The following is a 25,179-nucleotide window of genomic DNA, read 5'->3' as shown; positions in this document are numbered from 1 at the left end:
GACGTTGGAGTTCATGGGTAATTTTCAAAATTCATTCATAAGCTTTGTCCACCTGCATAAACTTGTACAAAACAAGTAAGGGGACGTGGACCGATATGCTGTACATAAAGAAAATTACAACCAGTATGATCATCATTTTTCTGCTAATAACATTATTTCCCCATCCCTCATCAGCTGTTGGTGTTAGTGCACAGGCTGCGATCTTAATCGACCAAGAATCAGGCCGTATTCTTTATGAAAAAGAAGCCAACACAAAAATGAGAATTGCTAGCATCACTAAGATCATGACGGCTATTCTCGCCATTGAGTCCGGCAAGTTGAATGAGATGGTAAAGGTTAGTGAAAGAGCATTGCAAGCTGAAGGCTCCTCGATTTATTTACAAAAGGGAGAAAAAATAAAATTAGAGGATCTTGTATACGGTTTAATGCTACGTTCGGGAAATGATGCGGCTGTTGCCATTGCAGAGCATGTTGGCGGAAGCTTAGAAGGCTTTGTTGTCATGATGAATCAGAAAGCTGAGGAAATTGGGATGACAAACACTGAATTTGCCAATCCACATGGACTTGACGACCATGAAAATCATTATTCCACAGCTTATGATATGGCGATCTTAACCAAATACGCTATGGAGAATGAAACTTATCGAAAAATTTCAGGAACGGAAACACATAGAGCACCGAATCCTAATGAAAAATGGGACAGAGTTTGGCATAACAAGAATAAATTAGTAACAGGTCTTTATAAATATAGCACTGGAGGAAAAACAGGTTATACTGTTAGAGCAAAGCGAACGCTCGTCTCAACTGCTTCAAAAAACGGACTTAATACGATTGTTGTGACATTGAATGATCCTAATGACTGGGATGATCATATCAATCTGCACGATTTTGCCTTCAACAACTATGAGTTGGTAAAAATTAAGCAGGAAGGTACGCTAAGTAATATTGATAATGACTTTTATCAAGATAAGGTGTTTATTAAACGAGATATTTTGTATCCATTAACAGCTGAGGAGCAGGAAAAGATTAAAATTAATCTATCCTTGCTAACGCCAAAAAAGAAGTGGAAGGAACCTAAAGATGTTCCAAATGTCGTAGGGAAAATGTCTGTGAAGCTTGATGAAAGGGAAATCGAAAAGTTGCCAATTTATTTTGACAATGGAAAAGTTGAAAAACCGAAGAACTCTTTTTGGGAGTTGTTCAAAAATCTATTTTTCGCAGCTACCGGGGTAAATAAATATGGTTAATCTCATTTGGGTTTTTTTAACGGTTATCGGCATTGTCTTTGCGATGTTTAATGGAACGATGGATCAAGTAAATGAAGCGATTTTTAAAGGTGGAAAGGAAGCTGTAACAATATCGTTCGGGTTAATTAGTGTGCTTGTCTTTTGGCTTGGTTTAATGAAAATTGCTGAAAAAGCAGGCTTATTAGAGAAGTTGGGCAATTTGTTTAAACCAATTGTGTCAAGGTTATTTCCAGAGGTTCCTCATGATCATCCAGCAATGGGGTATATGTTATCAAATATGATGGCCAATATGTTTGGTTTAGGAAATGCGGCTACTCCTTTAGGAATAAAAGCAATGGAACAATTAAAGGTTTTAAATGGAAACTCAGATACTGCAAGCAGATCGATGATAACATTTTTGGCGATTAACACCTCAAGCATAACCTTAATTCCGACAACTGTGATTGCGATCATGATGACCTATGGTTCTTCTTCACCGACAAGCATCGTTGGACCTACCCTAATTACTACAATTATTTCAGCAATCGGTGGAATTTTGATTGATCGGTTCTTTTATTATCGGAGAAAGAGAAAAGGGTGATCAGGCATGGGAATCATAGGTGCGATATCTTTATGGTTAATTCCAGTGATTATTGGTTTTATATTAATATATGGGACATTCAAAAAAGTTCCTACTTATGAAACCTTTGTTGAAGGTGGAAAAGAAGGGTTAACAATCTCCTTTTCAATCATTCCATATTTAGTAGGGATGCTTGTAGCGATTTCAATCTTCCGTGCTTCAGGTGCGTTAGAATTTTTGATGAATTTCATAAAGCCTATGTTGGACTTACTAAATATTCCTGCCGAAATAGTGCCTCTCGCATTTATCCGTCCGATCTCTGGGACAGCAGCATTAGGTTTAACTTCGGATATCATCGCGACCTATGGGCCGGATTCATTTGTTGGAATGCTAGCAGCAACAATGCAAGGCAGTACTGATACAACCTTGTACATTCTGACTGTCTATTTTGGTGCAGTCGGTATTAGAAAAATGGGTGATGCCCTAAAGGTCGGCCTTTTGGCAGATGTTGTCGGAATTGTCACCGCAATAGTGATTGTCACATTGTTATTTGCATAAATGAATTACAGTGAACCAAAGGACTGCTCAATATTTTTGAGTGGTCTTTTTGTATTTGCCATGCTCCTTCTCAGGAATTAAAACTTATACTCAAAAATGTGGTATGATGATTAGGCAGATTTTGACGCAGATTAATCAATGAGCGACATGAGTTTTAACGATGGGGTCATATTTTCACGGCCGATTGTTGAAACTTGTTAAAAAAAGATGAAAGCAGTAAGATGTTAACGAGGTGAACTAGATGGAACGTTTACAAAAAGTAATTGCTCATGCAGGCATTGCATCGAGAAGAAGAGCAGAGCAGTTAATTTTAGAAGGTAAGGTAAAGGTGAACGGTAAAATTGTAAAAGAGCTTGGTACAAAGGTGGGCGACCATGATCAAGTTGAGGTCGAGGGTATACCATTAGAGCGAGAAGAACCGGTTTATTTACTCTTATACAAACCTACCGGTGTTATTTCAGCTGTTAAGGATGACAAAGGCAGAAAGGTAGTAACAGATTTTTTTCCGTATATTAAGCAAAGAATTTATCCAGTAGGAAGGCTTGATTATGATACATCAGGGTTGCTGCTATTAACGAACGATGGTGAGTTCGCCAACAGTCTCATGCATCCGCGTTACGAAATTGAAAAAACGTACGTGGCAAAAGTAAAGGGTATTCCACTACGTGAAAAGGTAAAGCAGTTAGAAAGAGGGATCCATCTTGAAGATGGAAAGACAGCACCTGCAGCAGTTAAAGTATTATCAATTGATAAGAAAAAACAGACAAGCATTGTTGAAATGAAAATTCGCGAAGGGAGAAATCGCCAGGTTCGCAGAATGCTTGAAGCAATCGGCCACCCCGTTCTAAAGCTGAAAAGAGAAAGATATGCATTTCTCGATTTAAAAGGGCTTTCCACTGGTGATTCAAGGGAGCTCTCACCACACGAAGTAAAACAGCTTCGAGCTCTTGCACAGCATGGAAGTCATGTGAAATAATTTTTCACATAAACTTCAAAAACTGCGAAAGATCATGCATTTTAATAGTGTTATAATGGCTTTGAATGTTTAAATTGTAGGGGAGTTTGTCCATGAAGAAAAAACGCTTACTTATGCGCTCTATTATTTTAATTGCTTTAATTGGTGCCTTAGGGTATACATTATATACAAATTTCTTTGTCAGTAAAGAAAAGGTAAAAGTAGGGAGTGCAGCGCCTGATTTTCAATTAGTGGATTTAGAAGGGAATCAGCATCAGCTTTCCGATTATAAGGGAAAGGGTGTATTCTTAAACTTCTGGGGAACATGGTGCGAGCCATGTGAACGTGAAATGCCATACATGGAAAATCAGTATGAATATTATAAAAACCAGGGTGTAGAAGTATTAGCTGTTAATATTGCAGAATCGAATGTTGCTGTTCAAAGCTTTGTAAATAGACATGACTTATCGTTTCCTATTCTTCTTGATAAAGATCGTCAAGTATTAAATGCGTATGGGGTAGGACCTTTGCCTACTACATTTCTCATCAATCCTGAAGGAGAAGTTGTACATATTACATCAGGTTCATTAACAGAGAGAATGGTAAGAGACTTCATGGAACAGATCAAACCTTAAATGGGGAGTTTTTGGCATGGATAAGGTACAATGTGAGTGCGGACATGCAAATCCAAAAGGCACACATTTATGTGAAGCCTGTGGAAATCCAATAAGTGATAAAGAGACAAAAGAAGCAAAAAAACTATTGGATATGAAGTATGAAGGGACTGCAAGACGCTCTCAAACGTATAAAAAATCGATTATCGATAAAATATGGAATTTCTTTTCATCTGTCAAAGTGGGAATCTGGATCATTGTATTGCTCTTAATTGCTTCAGCACTTGGTACCGTGTTTCCGCAGGAGATGTACATACCGCCAACTGTAACAGCAAGCGAGTTTTACAGAGATGAATATGGAATTTTGGGACAATTATATTATGATTTAGGGTTTCATAATTTGTATGGTTCATGGTGGTACATGATTTTAGTGGCATCATTAGGGATCTCTCTTGTGATTGCAAGCTTAGACCGTTTTGTTCCGCTTTACCGTGCATTGAAAAAGCAAGGTGTTACTCGACATGACACATTTATGAAACGTCAGCGGCTGTTTAGTTCTACGAAAACCAATGATGTTCATTTAGACGAATTAAAAAAACGACTTATGTCCCGCCGCTATAATGTCAGAGAAGAAAATGGCAGCTTATTGGCTGAAAAAGGACGTTTTTCTAGATGGGGCCCTTATGTTAATCATTGCGGGCTTATCATCTTCCTTATAGGTGCCATGCTTCGTTCTGTTCCCGGTATGTATGTTGATGAAGTGCTATGGGTACGCGAAGGCGAAACTGAAGTAATTCCAGGGACAAGCGGAAAATACTATTTAGAAAATAAAAAATTCATTATGGAAGTTTACGAAAAAGAAAATGAAAAAGAAGTATTTGAAGATGCCATTACTCGAGCAGGTGATGGCTCTGTTGTTAAAAACTTCCAATCAAATGTCGTTTTATATGAACGAAAAGGTGAAATTGTCCACGGTGCAAAGCCTGAACTTCAAGAAGTAAAAGAAGCAGAAATCCGTGTAAATGAACCACTTAAATTTGAATCATTTGCTCTTTATCAAGTAGATTATAAATTAAATGAATTAAATAAAATGACATTTAGTTTAATAGACAAGGAAACAGAAGAAAGCTTTGGTCAAATAACAGTGGACCTGCTTAATCCAAAAACGAATTATGATTTAGGAAATGGCTACAAAGTTGAGGTTACAACCTATTTACCGGATTTTTATTTTAATGACGAAGGTGTTCCAGCAACAAAAACAAGTATTCCGAATAATCCAGCCTTCGTTTTTAAAATGACCACCCCTGAAACACCTAAAGGTGAGACAAGCTTTGTTGCGATCCAACAGACGATCGAGCCTTCTGGAGATAATAAGTATAAGATGAAATTTGAAGGTGTTGAGACAAAAAATTTAACAGCCTTAACGGTTAGAAAAGATTTGACCCTTTGGATCTTAGGAGTCGGTGGAGCGATCTTTATGATTGGTGTAATTCAAGGAATGTATTGGAACCACCGTCGCATTTGGATAAAACAGAGCGGTGATGAGGTATTAATCGCTGGTCATACAAATAAAAACTATTATGCATTGCAAAATGAATTAAAAGTATTATTAGACGGAACGTCATTAACAATACCAAAAGACCAAAAGGAAAAAGAATAACCCGTAAAAAGGAGGGAAACATGTGGCAGCAATTAGCAGTACTTTACTAGAAATTGCGTTTATCTTGTATTTGGTTGCGGTCTTCCTGTTTGGCGGATCAATACGGGATAAACGAAGCAAAACGGATAAAATGAGTAAATGGACAGTTCTGGCCGTTGCGACTACAATTATCGGTTTTGTTGTACAACTTGGCTATTTTATCACGAGATGGATTGCATCAGGTCATGCACCTGTTAGTAATCTATTTGAGTTTACAACTGCATTTGGCATGATGCTGGTGCTAGCTTTTATTATTCTTTTCTTTATCTATAGAGTTGCTGTTTTAGGTCTATTTACCTTACCTATTGTTATAATAATAATAGCTTATGGAAGTATGTTTCCATCAGATATCAGCCCGCTGATCCCATCATTGCAAAGTCACTGGCTTTATATTCACGTAACAACTGCTGCGCTAGGACAAGCGATTTTAGCAATTAGTGCAGTAGCGGGAATCATACATCTTGTGACAGTAGTAGACCAAACGAAATCAACGAAAAAAACATTCTGGTTAGAAGCTGTAATGTATGTTTTAGTTGTAACAATCGGGTTTATCATTATAACAACTACTTTTAGAGCGATGGACTATCAAGCAGAATTTAACTGGGTGGATAAAGAAGGCCAAGAGGTTGTCATGGAATTTAATCTTCCTGCATTAGTAGGGCCGCATGAAGGAGAATTAATTACTGAGGGAAAATTTGAACCGTTTGTCGAGCTTCCTGCGATCATTTCTGCGCGAAAACTAAATACTGTGATTTGGTCGGTGATTATTGGTTCGATTTTATACGGGGCAATGAGGCTTATTTTCCGCAAACGTATTTCACAGCTTATTAAGCCTTTCACAAAAAACGTCAATTTAGATCTTGTTGACGAGATTGGATACCGTTCTGTTGCGATTGGCTTTCCTGTCTTCTCTCTTGGAGCATTAATCTTTGCGATGATTTGGGCGCAAATTGCTTGGACTCGTTTTTGGGGATGGGATCCTAAAGAAGTATGGGCTTTGATAACATGGTTATTTTATGCTGCATATTTGCATCTGCGTCTTTCAAAAGGCTGGCATGGTGAAAAATCAGCATGGCTTGCCGTAGTAGGCTTTGCGATTATTATGTTTAATTTAATTTTTGTAAACTTAGTAATTGCCGGCTTGCATTCTTATGCATAAATAATAGTTGATTTAAAATACTAGGTGGATAGACAACAAAAACATGTATTTAGTAGCATGAACATCATTTAACGCTGCTGTCAAAGCCTTCACTCCTGTGCAGTGAAGGCTTTTCTTAAAAGGCAAGAGTTTGAATAGGTGCTTACGTAATTCTAATTAGGGAGGGCTTACTAATGGAAGAGAACCAAAATGGAAGAATTTTAGTTGTAGATGATGAGGACCGCATTCGCAGACTTTTACGGATGTATTTAGAAAGAGAAAATTATGTAATAGATGAAGCGGAAAATGGCGATGAGGCATTGGAGCTTGGATTAAATAATGAATATGATTTGATTATGCTTGATATTATGATGCCTGGTATAGACGGGATAGAGGTGTGTAAACAGCTTCGGGAAAAGAAAGCAACACCTATTATCATGCTCACAGCAAAAGGAGAAGAAGCAAACAGGGTACAAGGCTTTGAGGTTGGAACAGATGATTATATTGTAAAGCCATTCAGTCCAAGAGAAGTCGTTTTACGTGTAAAGGCGCTTCTGAGAAGATCGTCACAAACTTCTTATTTAAAAACAGATACAAAAGCAAAAAATGTTATTGTTTTTCCTCATTTATCGATCGATCATGATGCACATCGAGTGACCGCTGATGGCACAGAGGTAAGCTTAACTCCAAAAGAATATGAGCTTTTGTATTTTCTTGCTAAAACACCTGATAAAGTATATGACCGGGAGAAGCTTTTAAAAGAGGTATGGCAATATGAATTTTTCGGTGATTTACGTACTGTGGATACACATGTTAAGCGACTTCGCGAAAAATTAAGCAAAGTTTCTCCGGAAGCTGCAAAAATGATTGTAACAGTTTGGGGAGTAGGCTACAAATTTGAGGTTAATAATGCATGATACTTTGGAAAAGTGTAGTTGGTAAACTTTGGGGAACGATTATCTTACTCGTTTCCTTTGTCTTATTTGTTTTAACGATTCTCATGCTAGAATTTATCGAAAACTACCATGTTGAAGAAGCTGAAAAGGAGCTAGATCAGCTCGCGAACAAAGTATCTGCGATTATGGAGAGTCATCAGGATCAATCTCTTGCAAGGTCGATAACTTGGGAATTAACGGATGAGTTAACTCATATTCTTATCGTTAAGGATGATAATACTTATTGGAATTCACCTATTGAAGAAGAGCAAATTCCTCATTTGGAATTTGAGGATATTTATCAAGATGAAGATCTTGCGGTTGTGTTAACGAAAGATCGTGAAGTTAGAAAACGTACAAATTTGGAGCAGCCGAATAATGGTGAGGAAGAAGTTTTAGTCGTTGGGGTCCCGTATAAGATTTCCGAATCGGAAACAGGGGCCATCTTTATCTCACAATCTTTATTAGCTGTTCATGATACAACAAAGGAAACGACAAAGTATATTATTTTAGCAGCGGGGATTGCGATCATACTAACAACGATATTTGCTTTCTTCTTATCTACAAGGATCACCTATCCGTTAAGAAAAATGCGTGAGGTAGCCCAGGAGCTTGCAAAAGGAAAATTCGAAACAAAGGTTCCGATTATGTCCCAGGACGAAATTGGCGAGCTAGGAATAGCCTTTAATCAAATGGGGAGACAGTTAAAATTTCATATTAATGCCCTTAGTCAGGAAAAAGAGCATTTATCAAATATATTAAGCAGTATGGCAGATGGTGTTATTACATTGAATATTGATGGATCAATATTGGTGACAAATCCTCCAGCCGAGCGCTTTTTGCAAGCATGGTATTATGAACAAGGAATGAAAATTAAATCTGGTGAGGAACTCCCACCTGAAGCAAAAGAGCTGTTTCATAGAGCCGTTCATTCAGAAAAGGAGCAGGTGCATGAAATAACGATTCAAGGAAGAAGCTGGGTAATTTTAATGAGTCCGCTCTATAATCACTCACATGTCCGGGGTGCAGTAGCAGTCCTTAGAGATATGACAGATGAGCGTCGTTTAGATAAACTTCGAAAGGACTTTATTGCCAATGTTAGTCATGAACTCCGTACACCAATTTCCATGCTCCAAGGCTATAGTGAGGCGATTATTGATGATATTGCAAGCACTGATGAAGAAAAGCGTGAAATAGCCCAAGTTATTTACGATGAATCATTGCGTATGGGCAGATTAGTCAATGAATTATTAGACTTAGCAAGAATGGAAGCTGGTCATATTTCTTTAAATATAGAAGAGGTTTCAGTTCCTACATTTATTGATAAAATTAATCGAAAGTTTCAAGGGCTTGCAAAGGAAAAAATGATTACACTATATGCTAATATTGAGCTAAAAGAGCCTTACTTTATATTTGACCCTGATCGTATTGAGCAGGTGCTAACAAATTTAATTGATAATGCCATTCGTCATACTTCAGAAAATGGTACAGTTGCAATTAATGTGACAGATCATGATGAAGGCATCATGATTAAAGTCAAAGATTCAGGAAGCGGAATCCCAGAAGAAGATTTACCTTTTGTCTTTGAACGTTTTTATAAGGCTGATAAGGCAAGAACAAGGGGAAGAACCGGAACTGGACTAGGCTTGGCGATTGCAAAAAATATCATAGAAGCACATAAGGGAAAAATTCAAGTTCATAGTAAAATTGGAGAAGGTACGACATTTAGCATCCTTTTACCGCGAAATAACCATGATTCTGAATAAGTTTGACGAACAATCTTGTTTCATAAGGAACAATTTTCTTACTTTTATCATGTAGCCTATTCGAAAGAGTGGGCTTTTTCCACATTTTAAATTGGTGAATTATTACATATTGAATGAACTATTTAAAGGAGATTAAAGAAATAGCTCGAAAAGTATAAATAACGATAGGCCGATACACTGGTAAAAAATGCATATTGGAGAGTGGGAAAAAAATGAACTTATATACCAGAACAGGTGACAGTGGCAAAACTAGTATTATTGGTGGAAGAGTGGATAAAGACCATCTGCGTGTTGAAGCATATGGAACAATTGACGAGGCTAATTCCTTTGTAGGTCAGGCAATGACGTTGCTTAAAGAACCTATGTTCAGTGATATTTATCATGAATTAGAAAAAATCCAACATGAGTTATTTGACTGTGGAGGTGATTTAGCAGTTGTTAAGGAAAAATACCCATATAAAACAACAGCTGAGATGGTTACCTTTCTGGAGGAGAGAATTGATCACTATGTAAAGGAAGCACCCGAATTAGAAAGGTTCATCTTACCTGGAGGCAGTCCGGCTGCCGCTGTCATTCATCTTGCAAGAACAGTGACACGCAGGGCGGAAAGACGTACAGTGTCTTTACAAAAGGAAATGGAGATAAATCCATTTGTTTTGCAATACTTAAACCGTTTATCAGATTATTTTTTTGCTCTAGCAAGGGTTATTAATTTTCGCTTAGGTGTAAAGGACGTTGAATACGAGAGAAGTGCACTTGTGTTTAAAAGCAAACCTTTGAAAAAAGATCGTGAGTAAAAGTTAGGCTTTATTTTGATGTAATTACTGGCAATCGTTTGATCGTTTTGCAATGAACATTGTAAAAAGGATCAAACGATATTTTTTTGTGAAATTTTTATGAGAGACTTCGAGAATGATAGTAAGTATGCTAAAGTTAACATAGTTGAAGTCAAATATTACATAAATATTTCAAAATTATTTCCTTTTCAAACATATGCGCAACTTTTCCAAGTTGTTATCGACTAAATAAACGAATGGAGGGGCATTCATGGAGGATACCTTTCAGAGATTATATGAAAAATATCATCATGATTTATTTCAATTCCTATTCTATATGGTGAAAAATCGTGAGCAAGCTGAAGATTTGGTGCAGGAGGTATATATTCGTGTTTTAAAGGCCTATGATAATTTCGAAGGTCGAAGCACGGAAAAGACATGGTTGTTTTCCATTGCAAGACATGTGGCCATTGATTGGTTCCGCAAACAAAAAACGATTCGCAGGCGGATTTTAGAAAAGTTTGATTGGCAAAAACATCAGATAGAAGATCTTAAACCATTACCAGATGAGATTGCCTTAAAAAACGAAAAAATTCAGTGGATGTACCGCTCACTTGATTCCTGCTCTTTTGACCAGCGCGCTGTACTGATTTTACGATACCTTCAGGAACTATCCATTACAGAAACAGCGGAAGCACTGGGGTGGACGTCTAGTAAGGTAAAGACAACTCAGCATCGTGCGTTAAAGCAGCTGCAAAAACAAATGATGATGATTTCAAAGGAGGGGCTTTCGATTGAAAAGACAGGAGTGGAATGAAGAACAGCTCGAGAAGCTTTTGAAGCAGCTACCCTCTGTTAAGGATAAACAAACATCGGAAGATATCTATCAAACTATTCTTTCTAAACAGCATCAGGGGAAAACAAATAGAACTTGGGCCGCACCGGCAATTGCTGTTATAGCGGCATTGTTTATATTCGCTTTGATCTCTCCACTATTCTTTCAGAGCTTACAGTTAAATGAAGAAAGTGCGATGGATATGTCTTCTAAATCTACAACAGAGAGTTCAGAAAAAACACAGCGTTCTTCCGAGAACAATAAGGAAATGGCAGAACCACAACAAGAACTAGAGAATAAGGAGCTTGCTAAAGCTTCATTACTAAATGATAAACAACAAACTTTTGTAACGGCAGCAAGTGAGGCAGAAGACGTTATTACAGTTGGTTTTACTGATTCTGAAGCTAAAAACATTCTTCCTGTAAGTCTTGAAGCAAATAAAAAGCAAGAAAAGCTTGAACAAATTGAGAAGGTAAATCCAGATGTATATAAGGAGGAGATTGGACCGATTACTTATGAATTAAGTGAAACTGAATTTTCTGAGTCAGAAAAATCTGAGGAAATTACCATCGATTATAAGGGTGTACCGAATTTGTCTTCTTCTACAAATGATGTATTATATCAAAATGCAATTATTGAAACTTTTAAATGGCTTAATTATAAAAAAGCCAATCTTTATACAAATCAAAAAGAAGGCATTGAATTCGGCCAATCAGGCCCTAAAAATGATTTAGATGTGAGCAAAGAAACGAAAAAAGCCTATTTTCTCTATCAATTTGATGAAAATACATTAAAGCTCCTCGTGCCATCACCTATTTCATATGATTCAATTGATGGAGCTCTAAAAGCGATGAAGCAAGGGATCGAGGAGAATGACTTAAAACCAACAATATTAAATACAGTTACCAACATTACTACAACACCAAAAGGTGACCAGATTGAAATTGAAATTAATCAAGATGCAGGTGTAGAGAATAGTGAAGCGTCCATAATTATGTTAGAAGCTATGTTAATGACTGCAAAGGAATTTGGATATGATACTGTTCAATTTAAAGGAATCACAACCGATAGGATTGGTGAAATGGATGTGACAAAACCGATTGAAGTACCTTTTTCGCCGAACCCGGTTAAAGCGAATTAGAGAGGCTCTATTTTAGAGTCTCTTTTTTTGATGTCTAGCTCTGAAGCACAGGACGCCGCAATATAGATTGCCAGCGCCTGCCACTGAAAGTCAAGCTATTTCTGAATTAAAGGTAAAGAACACCTTTTATTATTCTGGAACGACTTTTCCCCGAGGGATGGAAATCGCTTCCCTATTTTTCATGTATAGAAAGGAAAAAAATGTTATATACTAACTGTTGTTCTTTTCCAAGACAAGCTTACATGTAATATCCCTGTAGCTTTACACGAATTCGGAGTTCATTTAGGAGTAAAATTTGTAGATGTATGGAAATTGCTTTAAAAAATGTAGGGGGAGAAAAATGCTAGTAAATGTAAAAAAAGTAAGGTTGATCAACATGTTTGGACTATTTATTGGAATTACCTTATGTATACATAATCAGGTGGAGGCACAATCTTACATAGATGAATTAGAAGAAAACTGGGTTCAGCCAGTTGACGGCGTTATTACAGATACATTTGGAACAAGGAATGGAAACCATAAAGGAATCGACATTGCCGCACCTGAAGGAGAAAAAATCGTCTCCGTATCTGCTGGAAACGTAACGAAATCGTATCATTCCGATACATATGGACATGTTGTTTTTGTTGAACATCCAGAAGGCTATGAAACGGTATATGCTCATTTAAGTAAAAGACTGGTTAGCGAAGGAGACATACTTCAAAAAGGACAAACACTTGGCATTATTGGGAATACAGGGGTTTCAACAGGAACACATTTACATTTCGAATTGCATAAAGGCGAATGGACATATGAAAAAGAACATGCATTAGACCCAATCTTTGTTTTTGACTTGCCAAATGAAACGGTTCATTCAGAAGATAAACAAAGTTCTAAGACTTCTAAGCAAAATACTGAATCAAATGTGTTTAAAGAAAAATCTGCTGAAACAGAGCTGCAGTCAACTACAATTGTAAAGCCACAAGGAAAACATGGAAAAGAGCAGGAACTGCCTAAAAAGGTGATCACAATCATGAAGGGAGACACTTTATGGAAAGTGTCTCAAATCTATAAGGTCACGATTCCTTCACTCCAGAAATGGAATAAGCTTGAAACTGATCTCATCTACCCGGGGCAAAAGCTAATAGTATATGTGAATAACGAAACCAATTATGCAACTCAATCGGGTAACGCATCGGGTCAACGCTAAATTAGTTTAGTGTTTAAGCATTTTTAGAAGGGGAAAAAAGTAAAGTGGATAACTAAAAGTAAAAATAAAAAACCCTCTGCAATATATGAACTGCACCCCAATTGTTAGACACCATCTAACAGTTGGAGGTGCAGTTTTTTATGGCTAAATTTTCTGCAGAAGATAAATTACAAGCAGTTCAACGTTATTTAAATGGAAATGAGAGTTCATATGAATTAGCTAAATCTTTGGGAACTGATAATAAAGCAATTCTTAAATGGGTCAAACAATATGAATACAATGGTGTAGAAGCATTCGTAAAATTATATACAAATTACACCCAACAGTTTAAACTAGACGTACTAAATTATATGATTGAACACGGTACGTCCATAATGGAAACAGCGGCTATCTTTAATATAGCTGCTCCATCCACAATACTTGTTTGGAAAAAGCAATTTGAAACACAAGGATTAGATGCCCTTCAATCAAAGATAAAGGGGCGTCCATCCATGAAAAAAGATACGAAAAAACAAACTAAATCCACACCACTTGAAGGGTCTGTCGAGGCACTGGAATCACGTATTAAACAACTTGAAATGGAAAACGAGTATTTAAAAAAGTTGAATGCCTTAGTTCAAAACAAGAAAAAATCACCAAACAAGACAAAGCGCAAGTAGTCTATGAATTAAGGCATAAATATCCGGTGAAAGCACTCGTAAAACTCGCTGGCATTCCACGTAGCACTTACTATGATTTAGTGGAACGTATGAATCGTCTAGATCCAGATGCTGATCTAAAAGTGGAAATAAAGGCAATTTATGAAGAACATGAAGGGCGTTATGGCTATCGCCGTATTCGTGATGAACTTGCGAATCGTGGGCAAAAAGTGAATCACAAGAAGGTTCAACGGATTATGAAAGAACTAGGGTTAAAGTGTATCGTACGAATGAAAAAATACAAATCTTATAAAGGTTCGGTCGGTAAAATAGCGCCAAATATTTTAGACCGCCATTTTACGGCAAATACCCCAAATGAAAAGTGGGTAACAGACATTACAGAATTTAAGATATTCGGTGAGAAACTTTATTTTTCGCCTGTCTTAGATTTATTTAATGGGGAGATAATCACGTACACAATTGGTTCTAGACCAACCTATTCTCTTGTTTCAAATATGTTGGAGAAGGCTTTCGAACGTTTACCTGATATCCACCAGCTACTTCTGCATTCCGATCAAGGCTGGCATTATCAAATGAAGAAATATCGTCACGCACTTGAATCCAGAGGGATAGTCCAAAGTATGTCTCGTAAAGGAAACTGTTACGACAACTCTGTTATGGAGAACTTCTTTGGAATTATGAAATCTGAGTTCCTCTACATAAGAGAATTTGAGAGTGTAGAGCATTTTAAAATAGAATTAGAAAAATACATCGATTACTACAATACAAAGCGAATAAAGGCAAAATTAAAAATGAGTCCAGTGCAATACCGAACTCATTTTACCCAAGTTGCCTAATGAAATAACCGTGTCTAACTTTTAGGGGTCACTTCAATATGCGGAGGGTTTTTTAAACTATTCAAATTTTAACGCATCACCGTCAAATTTTTCATCTGCAATTTTAATTGAATCTGTTGGGCATCCTTCAAAAGCATCCATCATATCTTCTTCTAGCTCTTCTGGAACTTCGACAATGCCTTGGTTATCATCTAAGGTAACGTATGCGATACCTTCATCATCATAATCATAAATGTCTGGTGCTGCAGCGCCACATGCTCCGCAAGCGATACATGTGTCTTTGTCAACGATCGTATATTTTGCCATTAAAACGAAACCTCCTGAAAAAATTAATACCATATTATCACTATATGGTAGAACTTAAATGCTTGAGTCAATTCTTTATAAATATCAACTTCTTGCTGTTCCTATTTAGTATTGTAAATCTGTTTTTTAGACATTTCAATAAAAAACTCTGCTGATAATACTTATCACAGCGAAAACATTGGGTAAAATAAACCTATTTTGTGAACGAAGGACAAAAAATTTGTTAAAATAAAGAAGATGATCGAATATTGTCAAACGATGTTAGGTGATAAAATGAAACATGGATATTTCCATCTTGTCTTACTTTATTGTATTAAGCAATTTAATGGAGAAAGATCTCTCTCCGCTATTTATCATTTGCTTAATGGGAAAAAATCTTCACAAACAATTCAAGATGGCAAACTTTTTAATTTATCTCATATGTTTAGTCTTTTCCCAAGGCTGTCACGACAATACTTAAATGAAGCATGTGAAGAATTGCTACAGGAAGATTTGCTGGAATTATTACCTAATCAACATTATTTTGTAACAGATAAAGGTAAATTCATGTTAAATGAAAGACTTGCCAAAAGACCGTTACCTGCTAACTTAAATGGATGGGAATATGGTGATCTTGGAAGAATTTTTTGGAGAAGGCTGTCGCTTCTAGTTCAGGTTTTATCCAATTTTGTTTATGAGAGAAAGCAGTACCTCCCTTTAACTAAAAATCAAGAGGACTTACTTTGGGTAAAATCATTTTTAAATCAGATTCCTATTTCAAAATCGGATCTCGCTGAAGAACTTTATAAAGAAATTAAAGATTTTTTATTACTCCAAACAACGAACAGAGCAGCTATTTTCACCCAGAGACTGACATCAAGTCAAACAATTGGACTAACGTTTGAACAAATTGCCAGAAAACATAACGAGGATCCGACTTTTGTTTATTTATTATTTTGGGATGTTATTCATTCAATGGTAGATTTTCAGAAAACAGAAAAGCAAGACAGCATCTTTTATGCAATCATTAAAGATAAGCGGCAAAATAATTCCCTTACATCTTCATCTGCAAAAACACGCGCCTATTTATTGCAAGGAATTACATTGCAAGATATCGCTGCGATTCGAAAGTTAAAAATAAGTACAATTGAGGACCATATAGTCGAAATCACGTTACATGATCAGTCTTTTATTCCTTCTGCTTTTTTATCAACAGAAGATTTTGAAGAGATTAGCGAGGCGATAAAATCTCTTCATACACACCAATTAAAAAAAATAAAGGAGTACTTAAATCATAAGTACAGCTACTTTCAAATTAGACTTGCTTTTGCGATCAATGGGAGGAACGGATGAACAAACAATTGAAAAACATTTTAAAAACCTACTTCCAGCTTGATCACTTTCGAACAGGGCAAATAGAGATTATTGAAGCAGTTTTACAAAAACATGATGTGTTGGCAATGCTTCCGACTGGTGGGGGAAAGTCGCTTTGTTATCAGCTTCCTGCCTACATACTGAAAGCCCCTATCTTAATTATTTCCCCATTATTATCACTAATGGAGGATCAGGTGGAACAAATCAAACTCAGAGGAGAAAAAAGGGTTATTGCGTTAAACAGTACCATCTCAATAAACGAAAGAAAAAGATATTTAACATCACTAAAACATTATCGATATATTTATGCATCTCCAGAAATCCTGCAATCAGATTATGTGCTTCGAGCTTTAAAAGATGCAAAGATATCATTGTTTGTTGTGGATGAGGCACATTGTATTTCACAATGGGGTCATGATTTCAGACCGGACTATTCCAAACTAGGGTCAATTATTAAAGAATTAGACCACCCTCCGTGTTTAGCATTAACTGCCACTGCAACAAAGGAAGTGGTAGAAGATATTAAAAATACACTGCAATTCCGTTCACACAGCAAAACGTTTATTTATTCTATCAATAGACCTAATATTGCATTAGCTGTAGAAAAACATGCTTCAATTGACGAAAAAATTGGTCGGATTCTTTCTTTAGTTCGGTCATTAAAGGGGCCTGGTGTCATATATTGTTCCAGTAGGTTATGGGCTGAACGTCTCGCACAAATTCTTATTGATACTGGTTTCAATGAAGTTGGCTATTATCATGGAGGAATGGATCAGGAGCAGCGAATTTTAATTCAACAACAGTTTTTATATAATCAGCTTCAGGTTGTTTGTTGTACGAACGCATTTGGAATGGGTATTAATAAACAAAATATCCGTTTTGTCATTCATTTTCATTTCCCCTCCCAGCTAGAATCTTACATGCAGGAAATTGGCAGGGCAGGTCGTGATGGACTTCCTAGTTTAGCGATAACACTGTTAACGGAAAGTGATTATGAAGTGCCAAAGGTATTAGTTGAATCAGAATTTCCTTCATATGAAAAGCTCTACCGTACGATCTATTATATACATGGAAAACAACAATCGGTTTCTTTTAATGAGATCCAAGAGCAAAGCGGCTTAACAGACATTCAATGGCGATATCTTGAATATCATTTAAGCGCATTACGAGGCCGTTATCTAGATCCGGATACTCTAATCACCCGCATATGGACTGAGATTGAAAAAAGGATAATGGTTAAACATAAAAAATTACTTAAAATGACAGATTGGCTTAACACAGACGGATGTAAACGACAAAAGCTCCTAGCTTATTTTAATGAACAACCTCCTGTTCACACAATTGAAAATTGTTGTGATTTCTGTGGAATGGCCTATAAGGACTTTGAAGGGGAAAGTCACTACCAAACACAAACTGCAGATATAGAATGGGAGAGGGAATTATATGCAATATTTCATAAGGCGAGTGATTAGTGTTTGTTTAAAAAGCAAAATGATTTAATTAAACAACTAACAGATAAACAAATTATTCAAAATTTATATTTTACACAATTTTTACTATTGGTGATCTCAGGAATTTTAGGCTGTTTTTTATTCGATTCAGTTGAAGACTTTCTAGCTCTTTGGATGGTTACAAATCATTCATATCTCTTATATGGAATTGGAGCGGCAATGATCGTTATTTTGATTGATTTTATCATCATGAAGCTAGTTCCGAAACATTTCATTGATGATGGAGGAATTAATGAAAAGCTCTTTGCTAAAAGGAGTTTCCCACACATTGTTATTTTAACATTGATAATTGCCATTTCAGAAGAAATGTTGTTCCGCGGTGTGCTGCAAACACATTTTGGTATATGGGTTGCAAGTTTAATTTTTGCCGTTTTACATTTTCGCTATTTATCTAAATCGGTATTATTTACAATGGTCGTGGCAATCAGTTTCTTGTTAGGTATCGTATACGACTGGACAGAAACTTTATATACAACTATTATTGCTCATTTTTTAATTGATTTAGTGTTTGCAATTCAAATTAGGTTGCACTATTTAAAAGAGGTGAAAAAAGGAAATGAGTGAATTTGAAAAACGCTCTGACCAAGCGGGAAACTTACGATCTCGGATGATTGATGACTATAAAGAACGGCATGGTGATTTTCCGCCACGCTCTGAAGTCCATAAGGATAAAGAGAAAAAGAAAAAGCCAAAAATGAAATATCCGATCATTAGCATATTAGCCATATTTTTTGTCATGCTCCCGATCCTATTTTTATCCATCACCACTTATTACAGCAGCCGTCATCACCAGTCTGCCGATGGAGAAAGTCTTTCTGGGAATGAAACTGTTTTTGTGTCAACAGGAGCCCCCGAAGATGAAGAACAAGATACAGCCTCATTGGAAGCAACCGAATCTATTGAAGAAACAGAAGAAGTGGAGCCTGTTCAAACCGATGAAACGAGCAATGCTAATAAAGAGGAAACAATAATAGATGATGGGAACGAACAAAAAACGGAAGATACTGTCGAAGTAGATGCAGAAGCAAAGGAAAGTGCGGAAACGGATAGTACTAATTATCGAGAGGTGATAACCCATAAAGTAGCTGCAAATGAAACGCTCTTTAAAATTGCGATTAAGTATTATAACAGTCGCTCAGGCGAAGACATTATTCGTGAATATAACAAGTTACAGGGTGATACGGTTTATGAGGGTCAAATCTTAAAAATCCCTCTAAAATAGCTTGTTTCATACATCTTAAGGCGAATATTCATATCTATGTGGACGACTTCATACAATGTAGTAACAGTAGAAGTAGAATCGTTGTACGAGGGGAAGTGGCCATTATAGAAACTCGAATTCAACTGCTTAAAGATCATACTGACGAACCAACCAAAAAAATGCTACATCATTTAGTTGAGCGGAAAAGAAAATTGGAGAAGTATAAAAACAAATGCTTTCATGCACAGTTTTTCACCTTTGTGCTGGTAATGGGTTTTATTGTTTACCTATATGCTTTTATTATTAAACCTGCTGGTAACCAGGTAGGGGTTATTTTTCATAAGCTGTTTGATGGAACGTATCATATTCTAGTTGTATTACTAATTGTTGCAGGCTATGCAACTGCACAATTTTATAAAAAGAAAGAAGAAAAAGCTGAATCTGAATATCATAATTTAAGATGTGAAGTAATCAGAAAAAGTGCAGATTTATGGCCGCAGCCAACACAATGGAAAAATCGTCATGAAGTGTTTACAATGATGAAGAATGAATATGACATTAATTTGTTCCATGAAAGTAAATAAATGATAAAATTTCTACATTTCCCCTTCTTTTCAAATCTTTGATTAAGAAGGGATCTTTATTATGAAGTATGGTATAATTCCTTTTTACCAATAATAAACATTTCATATACTGGCTAAGTGTATTTAATTTCCAGAGGTGTTTTCCTTGCTTATCATAACTATTTTTTGTGTACTGTTTTTAATGTTAATTTTGATGATTGTCATGCTTATAAAAGCAAAGGAAAATCATTTAACAAAACATATATTACACTTTAATGAATTTCCAAAAAGCTTTGGCGTATTTACGATCTTTTTCATTTCAGATATTCATAGAAGAAAGATTTCTATTAAATTATTAGAGCAGCTCCCATCCTCAATTGATTTAGTTATTATTGGAGGAGATTTAACGGAAAAAGGTGTTCCTTTTCAAAGAGTTGAGCAAAATTTAAATATTTTAAAAAAGATTGCGCCCATTTATTTTGTTTTTGGCAATAATGACTATGAAGTCGGCAAGGATAGACTTGAACAGCTGCTTATTAAGCATGGCGTGACGATTCTTAATAATTCAACTTCAACGATATCTGCAAAGAACGGCGAAAAAATGGTTTTGCTAGGAGTAGAGGATATGAGTATGGAGAGAGATCGATTGGATTTAGCGTTAAAACACTCTCCTAAAGGCGATTTTCGCTTGTTAATAAGTCATAACCCGGAGATCTATGAACAGGTAAAAAAATCAGACAGAATATCTTTAATCATAAGCGGTCATACCCATGGCGGCCAAATACGCTTGTTTGGTTTAGGTTTGTACAAAAAGGGAAAACTTCATAAACTAACGAATGCAACAATACTAATAAGTAATGGATATGGTACATCTGGTGTACCGCTGAGGCTGGGAGCCCCTGCAGAGGCACATATTCTCCAGCTTAAGCATCCTAGTTGAAAATCATAAATATTAAGTAAAAAGGATGATAAACAGCATCATCCTTTTTTCGGGTGACTTACGGGGGATCGAAATGGCTAATCATGAAGGCAAATATAATATTAAAGCTGCTTCCAAGCTTCTAGGAATTCAGCCGGGAACTTTAAGAGCATGGGAACGAAGGTATAAAGTCATTGCGCCTAAAAGGAATGAATCCGGTCACCGACTTTATACGGAAGAACATATCCAAACATTAAAATGGTTAATTAATAAGGTAGATAACGGGTTTACAATCAGCCAAGCAATTAATCTTTTGGACAGTAACCAATCACCAGTTAACAATAATAAGGATATCGATGACACAGGTAAACCTGACCTGTCTTTTGAGTTAATGGACAAGCTACTTAATGCCCTCCGTCATTTTGATGAAAGTCTTGCAAATGATTGTTTAAATAAAGCGTTTAGTCTTTATACTGTTGATAAAGTTGTTTTTGAGCTGCTTCCTCATTTACTCTTAAAATTACAGGAGGAGGTAAAAGCGGGAAGTGTGACAGCTGCAGAGAAACAATTTATTTTTTCTTATTTTCGATCGCGAATCGGAATGATTTTGCATAGCTTACCAGTAGCTGGAATTCTTCCGAAGGCAGTGACTGTTTGTGGTCCAGAAGAATCCAATGAGCTTGGATTGCTAATCTTTTCGGTATTTTTACGAAGAAAAGGCTTTGAGGTGATTTACATAGGCGGAAGTATAGATGCTGGTGAAATAGATAGCGTTTTGGAAAAAATAAAGCCACAATTTCTTTTTTTTTCATGTGATCTAGATCCTCATAATAAGAAAACATTAGCTATGTTGGATGAACTGTCATCTAAAACAAAAGAAATTCAAATTTGTGTGATTGAAAGTGCAAAAAGTAAGGTGAAATATTCGCATTTAAATTATGAAATACTTGAATTTCAATTACAAAAATGGGAAAAATGGCTAAAGGAAAATCTGCCACAAAAAAAACAAGAGTAAGTACTTGTCTAAAATGTGCACAGAGTGTAAACTGTAAAAAATATTAGAACCATCTTATATAAAAATCATACTATGATGATATATAGAGCGTTCTGACGGCAGGAGGGTATGGGATGCGGCTAGAGCGACTGAACTATGATAAAATAAAAATTTTCTTAACAACAGATGATTTGCGAGATCGAGGCCTTACCAAGGAAGATCTCTGGAAAGATTCATTAAAAGTTCACCAATTATTTAGAGATATGATGAATGAAGCAAGTGTAGAATTGGGCTTTGAGGCGCATGGTCCGATCGCTGTCGAAGTGTATTCACTTCATGCTCAAGGGATGGTTGTCATTGTCACTAATAGTCCGGAAACAGATGAGGTTGATGACGATTTTACTGATGATTATATAGAGATGCAAGTGAAACTGGATGAGAGTTTTGACGTTATTTATGAATATGATTCTTTTGAAGATATTATTCAACTCTCAAATTGTCTCTATCAATTAAATGTTACTGAAGGTATGGTCATTTTCTTTCAACAACGATATTACATGCTTTTAAGTGACGATCAACAAATGGAAGTTGACGATTTAGTGGCGATATTGGCTGAATATGGGAATCCATCAACATTAACTGTCCATAGATTAAAAGAATATGGTAAAACCATATTAGAAGAAAATGCGATCGAAGAAATTTATCAACATTTCTGTAAGAACAAAGATGAATCGTTTTAATTGCTAAAAAGAAGATGACTCAGAAAGGTAGATGCCATAAAATGGCTGAACCAAGAGACAGCTGAGTGATCTTCTTTTTTCATTTTTCTTTTAAGTGATAACTTGAAAAAAGTAGGACAAAATACAGCTAATGAGAGGTTAGTTTTCATTCCATGTAAGGGAAAGTTCTGAATTTGAAATCGTTTACGGTAGAAAAATGAAATTATAATAAATATGTTTTTTCTTCTTTGCATAAGCATTTTTAAAGTGTATACTATGTCATGAAAGGTGGACATTCTTTCATTTACTGATAAGATTTAGGAGGTTAGCTTAAATGGTAGCCGAGAAAAGCACCGGTGATAAAAATGATAAACTTGATGTGTTGAAATCTACACAAACGGTGATACATAATGCGCTAGAAAAACTTGGATATCCCGAAGAAGTATATGAACTATTGAAGGAACCGCTCAGATTAATGACAGTTAAAATTCCTGTTCGTATGGATGATGGGTCAGTAAAGGTATTTACTGGATATCGTGCCCAACATAATGATGCAGTTGGTCCAACAAAAGGTGGAATTAGATTTCACCCAAATGTTACCGAAAAAGAAGTAAAGGCTCTTTCAATTTGGATGAGCTTGAAGTGCGGTATTGTTGACCTTCCATATGGCGGCGGTAAGGGCGGCATTGTCTGTGACCCAAGGGATATGTCTTTTAGAGAGCTAGAGCGACTAAGTAGAGGCTATGTCCGTGCAATAAGTCAAATTGTAGGGCCTACAAAGGATATACCAGCACCCGATGTTTTTACAAATTCACAAATTATGGCATGGATGATGGATGAGTACAGTCGAATTGATGAATTTAACTCCCCTGGTTTTATTACAGGAAAACCATTGGTTTTAGGCGGTTCTCATGGACGTGAATCTGCTACTGCTAAGGGAGTTACAATTTGTATTCGTGAAGCTGCTAAGAAAAAGGGCATAAAGCTTGAAGGAGCCAGAGTTGTTGTACAAGGCTTCGGAAATGCGGGTAGTTATCTGTCAAAATTCATGCATGATGCTGGTGCGAAAATTGTTGGTATTTCCGACGCATATGGCGGGCTCCATGATCCTAATGGTTTAGATATTGATTATTTACTTGATCGACGTGATAGTTTCGGTACAGTTACGAAACTGTTTAATGATACAATAACAAATAAAGAATTACTTGAGCTTGATTGTGATATTCTTGTACCGGCAGCCATTGAAAATCAAATTACTGAAGAAAATGCCGCAAATATAAGAGCCAGCATTGTTGTTGAGGCAGCAAACGGACCAACTACTCTTGAAGGTACAAGGATTCTTTCTGAGCGAGGTATTTTATTAGTTCCAGACGTATTAGCAAGTGCAGGCGGTGTGACGGTTTCATATTTTGAATGGGTTCAAAATAACCAAGGTTACTATTGGACAGAAGAAGAAGTGGAAGAGAAACTTGAGAAGGTAATGGTAAAATCATTTAATAATATCTATGAAACAAGCCAAAACCGACGAGTTGACATGCGTTTAGCTGCCTACATGGTAGGGGTCCGTAAAATGGCGGAAGCTTCAAGGTTTAGAGGCTGGATTTAAGCATTTCTATTTGCAACAAATGATAAAATCTCCTATCATGATGGATAGGAGATTTTTTGTTGACGTAAAATGAACAACAGGAGTGGAGATTTCGTGATTAGGGAAGAAACAATCATTGTTGGCGGTGGACCTTGTGGTCTATCAGCTGCAATCGCAATCGAGAAAATTGGGATTAAACCTTTAGTCATTGAAAAAGGGAATATTGTCAATGCGATCTATCATTATCCAACACATCAAACATTTTTTAGTTCAAGTGAGAAACTAGAAATCGGAGAGGTCCCCTTTATAACGGAAAATCGCAAGCCATATCGCAACCAGGCTTTAGCCTATTATCGCGAAGTCGTACGAAGAAAAGACATCCGCATTCATTCATTTGAGAAAGTTGAAAAAGTCGAAAAGCAAGGCAAAATGTTTTATGTTTTTACGGATAAAGAGATATATGAAGCAAAACAAGTTGTTATTGCTACAGGATACTATGATCATCCTAATTATATGGATATACCTGGAGAGGATTTACCAAAGGTTTTTCATTATTTCAAGGAAGGACATCCTTACTTTAATAAAGATGTCGTTGTGATTGGCGGGAAAAATTCGAGTGTGGATGCAGCGTTAGAGCTAGTAAAAGCAGGTGCAAGGGTAACGGTGCTTTATCGGGGGAAAGATTATTCTCCTAGTATTAAACCATGGATCTTGCCAGAGTTCGAAGCTCTTGTTCGTAATGGGCTGATTACCATGGAATTTCAAGCAAACGTTCTTAAAATTAGTGAAGAAACTGTTATCTATGAAGTAAATGGACAATCAAAAGAAATAAAAAATGATTTTGTTTTTGCCATGACAGGCTATCACCCTGATCATCAGTTCTTAACGAAAATGGGTGTAACAATTGATCCCGAAACGGGCAGGCCAACCTTTAACCCTGAAACAATGGAAACAAATGTTGAAGGAATATTTATTGCAGGGGTTATCGCAGCAGGGAATAATGCAAATGAAATATTTATTGAAAATGGACGTTTCCATGGTCAGCTTATTTATGAGGCAATTAAAGAGAGAAATACAAAGGAGAAGTGAGAGGTGGATGTATACCTCTCACTATTATCATG

At 36.3% G+C, this 25,179-nt stretch carries 25 protein-coding genes; 24 read left to right on the top strand and 1 reads right to left on the bottom strand.

Features of this window, described 5'->3' with window-relative positions; translation table 11 throughout:
* Nucleotides 1-95 precede the first annotated feature (95 nt).
* The 14 genes from ACSVDH_RS18785 (at nucleotide 96) to ACSVDH_RS18720 (ending at nucleotide 14,907) form a co-directional block, all read left to right on the top strand.
* A complete protein-coding gene (locus tag ACSVDH_RS18785) occupies nucleotides 96-1,247 on the top strand; it encodes a D-alanyl-D-alanine carboxypeptidase family protein (RefSeq protein WP_439250295.1) in 1,152 nt (383 codons plus the stop codon).
* Nucleotides 1,240-1,827: a nucleoside recognition domain-containing protein gene (locus ACSVDH_RS18780; RefSeq protein WP_439250296.1), complete on the top strand. Its 588-nt coding sequence runs from the start codon at nucleotides 1,240-1,242 to the stop codon at nucleotides 1,825-1,827. Before ACSVDH_RS18785 ends, ACSVDH_RS18780 begins: the two co-directional genes overlap by 8 nt.
* 6 nt (nucleotides 1,828-1,833) lie before the next feature.
* Nucleotides 1,834-2,364 (top strand): spore maturation protein, encoded by a 531-nt coding sequence (locus ACSVDH_RS18775; protein ID WP_299088255.1) that lies wholly within the window; start codon nucleotides 1,834-1,836, stop codon nucleotides 2,362-2,364.
* A gap of 241 nt (nucleotides 2,365-2,605) precedes the next feature.
* Nucleotides 2,606-3,340 carry a 23S rRNA pseudouridine(2605) synthase RluB gene (rluB, locus tag ACSVDH_RS18770; RefSeq protein WP_439250297.1) on the top strand — a complete coding sequence of 245 codons (735 nt, stop codon included), beginning with the start codon at nucleotides 2,606-2,608 and terminating at the stop codon, nucleotides 3,338-3,340.
* Between the two features lie 92 nt (nucleotides 3,341-3,432).
* On the top strand, nucleotides 3,433-3,954 hold the full coding sequence (gene resA, locus ACSVDH_RS18765; protein WP_439250299.1) for a thiol-disulfide oxidoreductase ResA: 522 nt from the start codon (nucleotides 3,433-3,435) through the stop codon (nucleotides 3,952-3,954).
* 16 nt (nucleotides 3,955-3,970) lie between these two features.
* Nucleotides 3,971-5,593, top strand: coding sequence for a cytochrome c biogenesis protein ResB (gene resB, locus ACSVDH_RS18760; RefSeq protein ID WP_439250300.1), 1,623 nt, complete (start codon nucleotides 3,971-3,973; stop codon nucleotides 5,591-5,593).
* Nucleotides 5,594-5,615: 22 nt separating this feature from the next.
* Nucleotides 5,616-6,791, top strand: coding sequence for a c-type cytochrome biogenesis protein CcsB (gene ccsB / locus ACSVDH_RS18755; protein ID WP_299088265.1), 1,176 nt, complete (start codon nucleotides 5,616-5,618; stop codon nucleotides 6,789-6,791).
* A gap of 173 nt (nucleotides 6,792-6,964) precedes the next feature.
* A complete protein-coding gene (locus ACSVDH_RS18750; RefSeq protein WP_439250301.1) occupies nucleotides 6,965-7,687 on the top strand; it encodes a response regulator transcription factor in 723 nt (240 codons plus the stop codon).
* Nucleotides 7,684-9,471, top strand: a complete 1,788-nt coding sequence (locus tag ACSVDH_RS18745; RefSeq protein WP_439250302.1) for an ATP-binding protein — start codon at nucleotides 7,684-7,686, stop codon at nucleotides 9,469-9,471. Before ACSVDH_RS18750 ends, ACSVDH_RS18745 begins: the two co-directional genes overlap by 4 nt.
* Nucleotides 9,472-9,683: 212 nt before the next feature.
* Entirely contained in the window at nucleotides 9,684-10,268 is a 585-nt protein-coding gene (locus ACSVDH_RS18740; protein WP_299088272.1) for a cob(I)yrinic acid a,c-diamide adenosyltransferase, read from the top strand.
* Between the two features lie 250 nt (nucleotides 10,269-10,518).
* Nucleotides 10,519-11,064, top strand: coding sequence for an RNA polymerase sigma factor SigX (gene sigX, locus ACSVDH_RS18735; RefSeq protein WP_439250304.1), 546 nt, complete (start codon nucleotides 10,519-10,521; stop codon nucleotides 11,062-11,064).
* Nucleotides 11,042-12,223 carry an RsiX family anti-sigma factor gene (locus ACSVDH_RS18730; RefSeq protein ID WP_439250305.1) on the top strand — a complete coding sequence of 394 codons (1,182 nt, stop codon included), beginning with the start codon at nucleotides 11,042-11,044 and terminating at the stop codon, nucleotides 12,221-12,223. The genes sigX and ACSVDH_RS18730 overlap by 23 nt, the downstream gene beginning before the upstream one ends.
* A 340-nt stretch (nucleotides 12,224-12,563) precedes the next feature.
* Nucleotides 12,564-13,412: a M23 family metallopeptidase gene (locus ACSVDH_RS18725; protein ID WP_299088278.1), complete on the top strand. Its 849-nt coding sequence runs from the start codon at nucleotides 12,564-12,566 to the stop codon at nucleotides 13,410-13,412.
* Between the two features lie 140 nt (nucleotides 13,413-13,552).
* Nucleotides 13,553-14,907, top strand: a protein-coding gene (locus tag ACSVDH_RS18720; RefSeq protein WP_518616872.1) for an IS3 family transposase whose coding sequence is annotated in 2 segments (ribosomal slippage) — nucleotides 13,553-14,006 and nucleotides 14,006-14,907 — 1,356 coding nt in all. Because the reading frame shifts where the segments join, the coding sequence is not laid out codon by codon here.
* 57 nt (nucleotides 14,908-14,964) lie between these two features.
* On the opposite strand, the gene ACSVDH_RS18715 is transcribed toward ACSVDH_RS18720, so the two are convergent.
* Entirely contained in the window at nucleotides 14,965-15,213 is a 249-nt protein-coding gene (locus ACSVDH_RS18715; RefSeq protein WP_299088280.1) for a ferredoxin, read from the bottom strand.
* Between the two features lie 273 nt (nucleotides 15,214-15,486).
* On the opposite strand from ACSVDH_RS18715, the gene ACSVDH_RS18710 reads away from it, so the two are divergent.
* The 10 genes from ACSVDH_RS18710 to ACSVDH_RS18665 all read left to right on the top strand — a co-directional run bounded on the left by ACSVDH_RS18710 (nucleotide 15,487) and on the right by ACSVDH_RS18665 (nucleotide 25,147).
* A complete protein-coding gene (locus ACSVDH_RS18710) occupies nucleotides 15,487-16,545 on the top strand; it encodes a YpbB family protein (protein ID WP_439250936.1) in 1,059 nt (352 codons plus the stop codon).
* Nucleotides 16,542-18,038, top strand: coding sequence for a RecQ family ATP-dependent DNA helicase (locus tag ACSVDH_RS18705; RefSeq protein ID WP_439250937.1), 1,497 nt, complete (start codon nucleotides 16,542-16,544; stop codon nucleotides 18,036-18,038). Before ACSVDH_RS18710 ends, ACSVDH_RS18705 begins: the two co-directional genes overlap by 4 nt.
* 3 nt (nucleotides 18,039-18,041) lie before the next feature.
* Complete coding sequence (locus tag ACSVDH_RS18700; RefSeq protein ID WP_439250938.1) at nucleotides 18,042-18,641, top strand: CPBP family intramembrane glutamic endopeptidase; 600 nt, start codon at nucleotides 18,042-18,044, stop codon at nucleotides 18,639-18,641.
* The gene (locus ACSVDH_RS18695; protein ID WP_299088287.1) at nucleotides 18,634-19,299 is read left to right on the top strand and encodes a LysM peptidoglycan-binding domain-containing protein; all 666 of its coding nucleotides are present in this window, start codon (nucleotides 18,634-18,636) and stop codon (nucleotides 19,297-19,299) included. Before ACSVDH_RS18700 ends, ACSVDH_RS18695 begins: the two co-directional genes overlap by 8 nt.
* 95 nt (nucleotides 19,300-19,394) lie before the next feature.
* On the top strand, nucleotides 19,395-19,862 hold the full coding sequence (locus tag ACSVDH_RS18690) for a DUF2663 family protein (protein ID WP_299088288.1): 468 nt from the start codon (nucleotides 19,395-19,397) through the stop codon (nucleotides 19,860-19,862).
* Nucleotides 19,863-20,043: 181 nt separating this feature from the next.
* A complete protein-coding gene (locus ACSVDH_RS18685; protein ID WP_439251536.1) occupies nucleotides 20,044-20,781 on the top strand; it encodes a metallophosphoesterase in 738 nt (245 codons plus the stop codon).
* Between the two features lie 73 nt (nucleotides 20,782-20,854).
* The gene (locus ACSVDH_RS18680) at nucleotides 20,855-21,775 is read left to right on the top strand and encodes a MerR family transcriptional regulator (RefSeq protein ID WP_439250940.1); all 921 of its coding nucleotides are present in this window, start codon (nucleotides 20,855-20,857) and stop codon (nucleotides 21,773-21,775) included.
* Between the two features lie 113 nt (nucleotides 21,776-21,888).
* Entirely contained in the window at nucleotides 21,889-22,494 is a 606-nt protein-coding gene (locus tag ACSVDH_RS18675) for a genetic competence negative regulator (protein WP_439250942.1), read from the top strand.
* A gap of 313 nt (nucleotides 22,495-22,807) precedes the next feature.
* Nucleotides 22,808-24,079 (top strand): Glu/Leu/Phe/Val family dehydrogenase, encoded by a 1,272-nt coding sequence (locus ACSVDH_RS18670; protein WP_299088295.1) that lies wholly within the window; start codon nucleotides 22,808-22,810, stop codon nucleotides 24,077-24,079.
* Nucleotides 24,080-24,148: 69 nt separating this feature from the next.
* A complete protein-coding gene (locus ACSVDH_RS18665; RefSeq protein WP_439250944.1) occupies nucleotides 24,149-25,147 on the top strand; it encodes a YpdA family putative bacillithiol disulfide reductase in 999 nt (332 codons plus the stop codon).
* The last annotated feature ends 32 nt before the right edge of the window (nucleotides 25,148-25,179 follow it).

Origin of the sequence: Metabacillus sp. Hm71 (assembly GCF_051842955.2) — a bacterium.
Lineage (GTDB): Bacteria > Bacillota > Bacilli > Bacillales > Bacillaceae > Metabacillus.
Note: the sequence above shows the minus strand (reverse complement) of the source record. Positions and strands in the feature narration are given on the sequence as shown.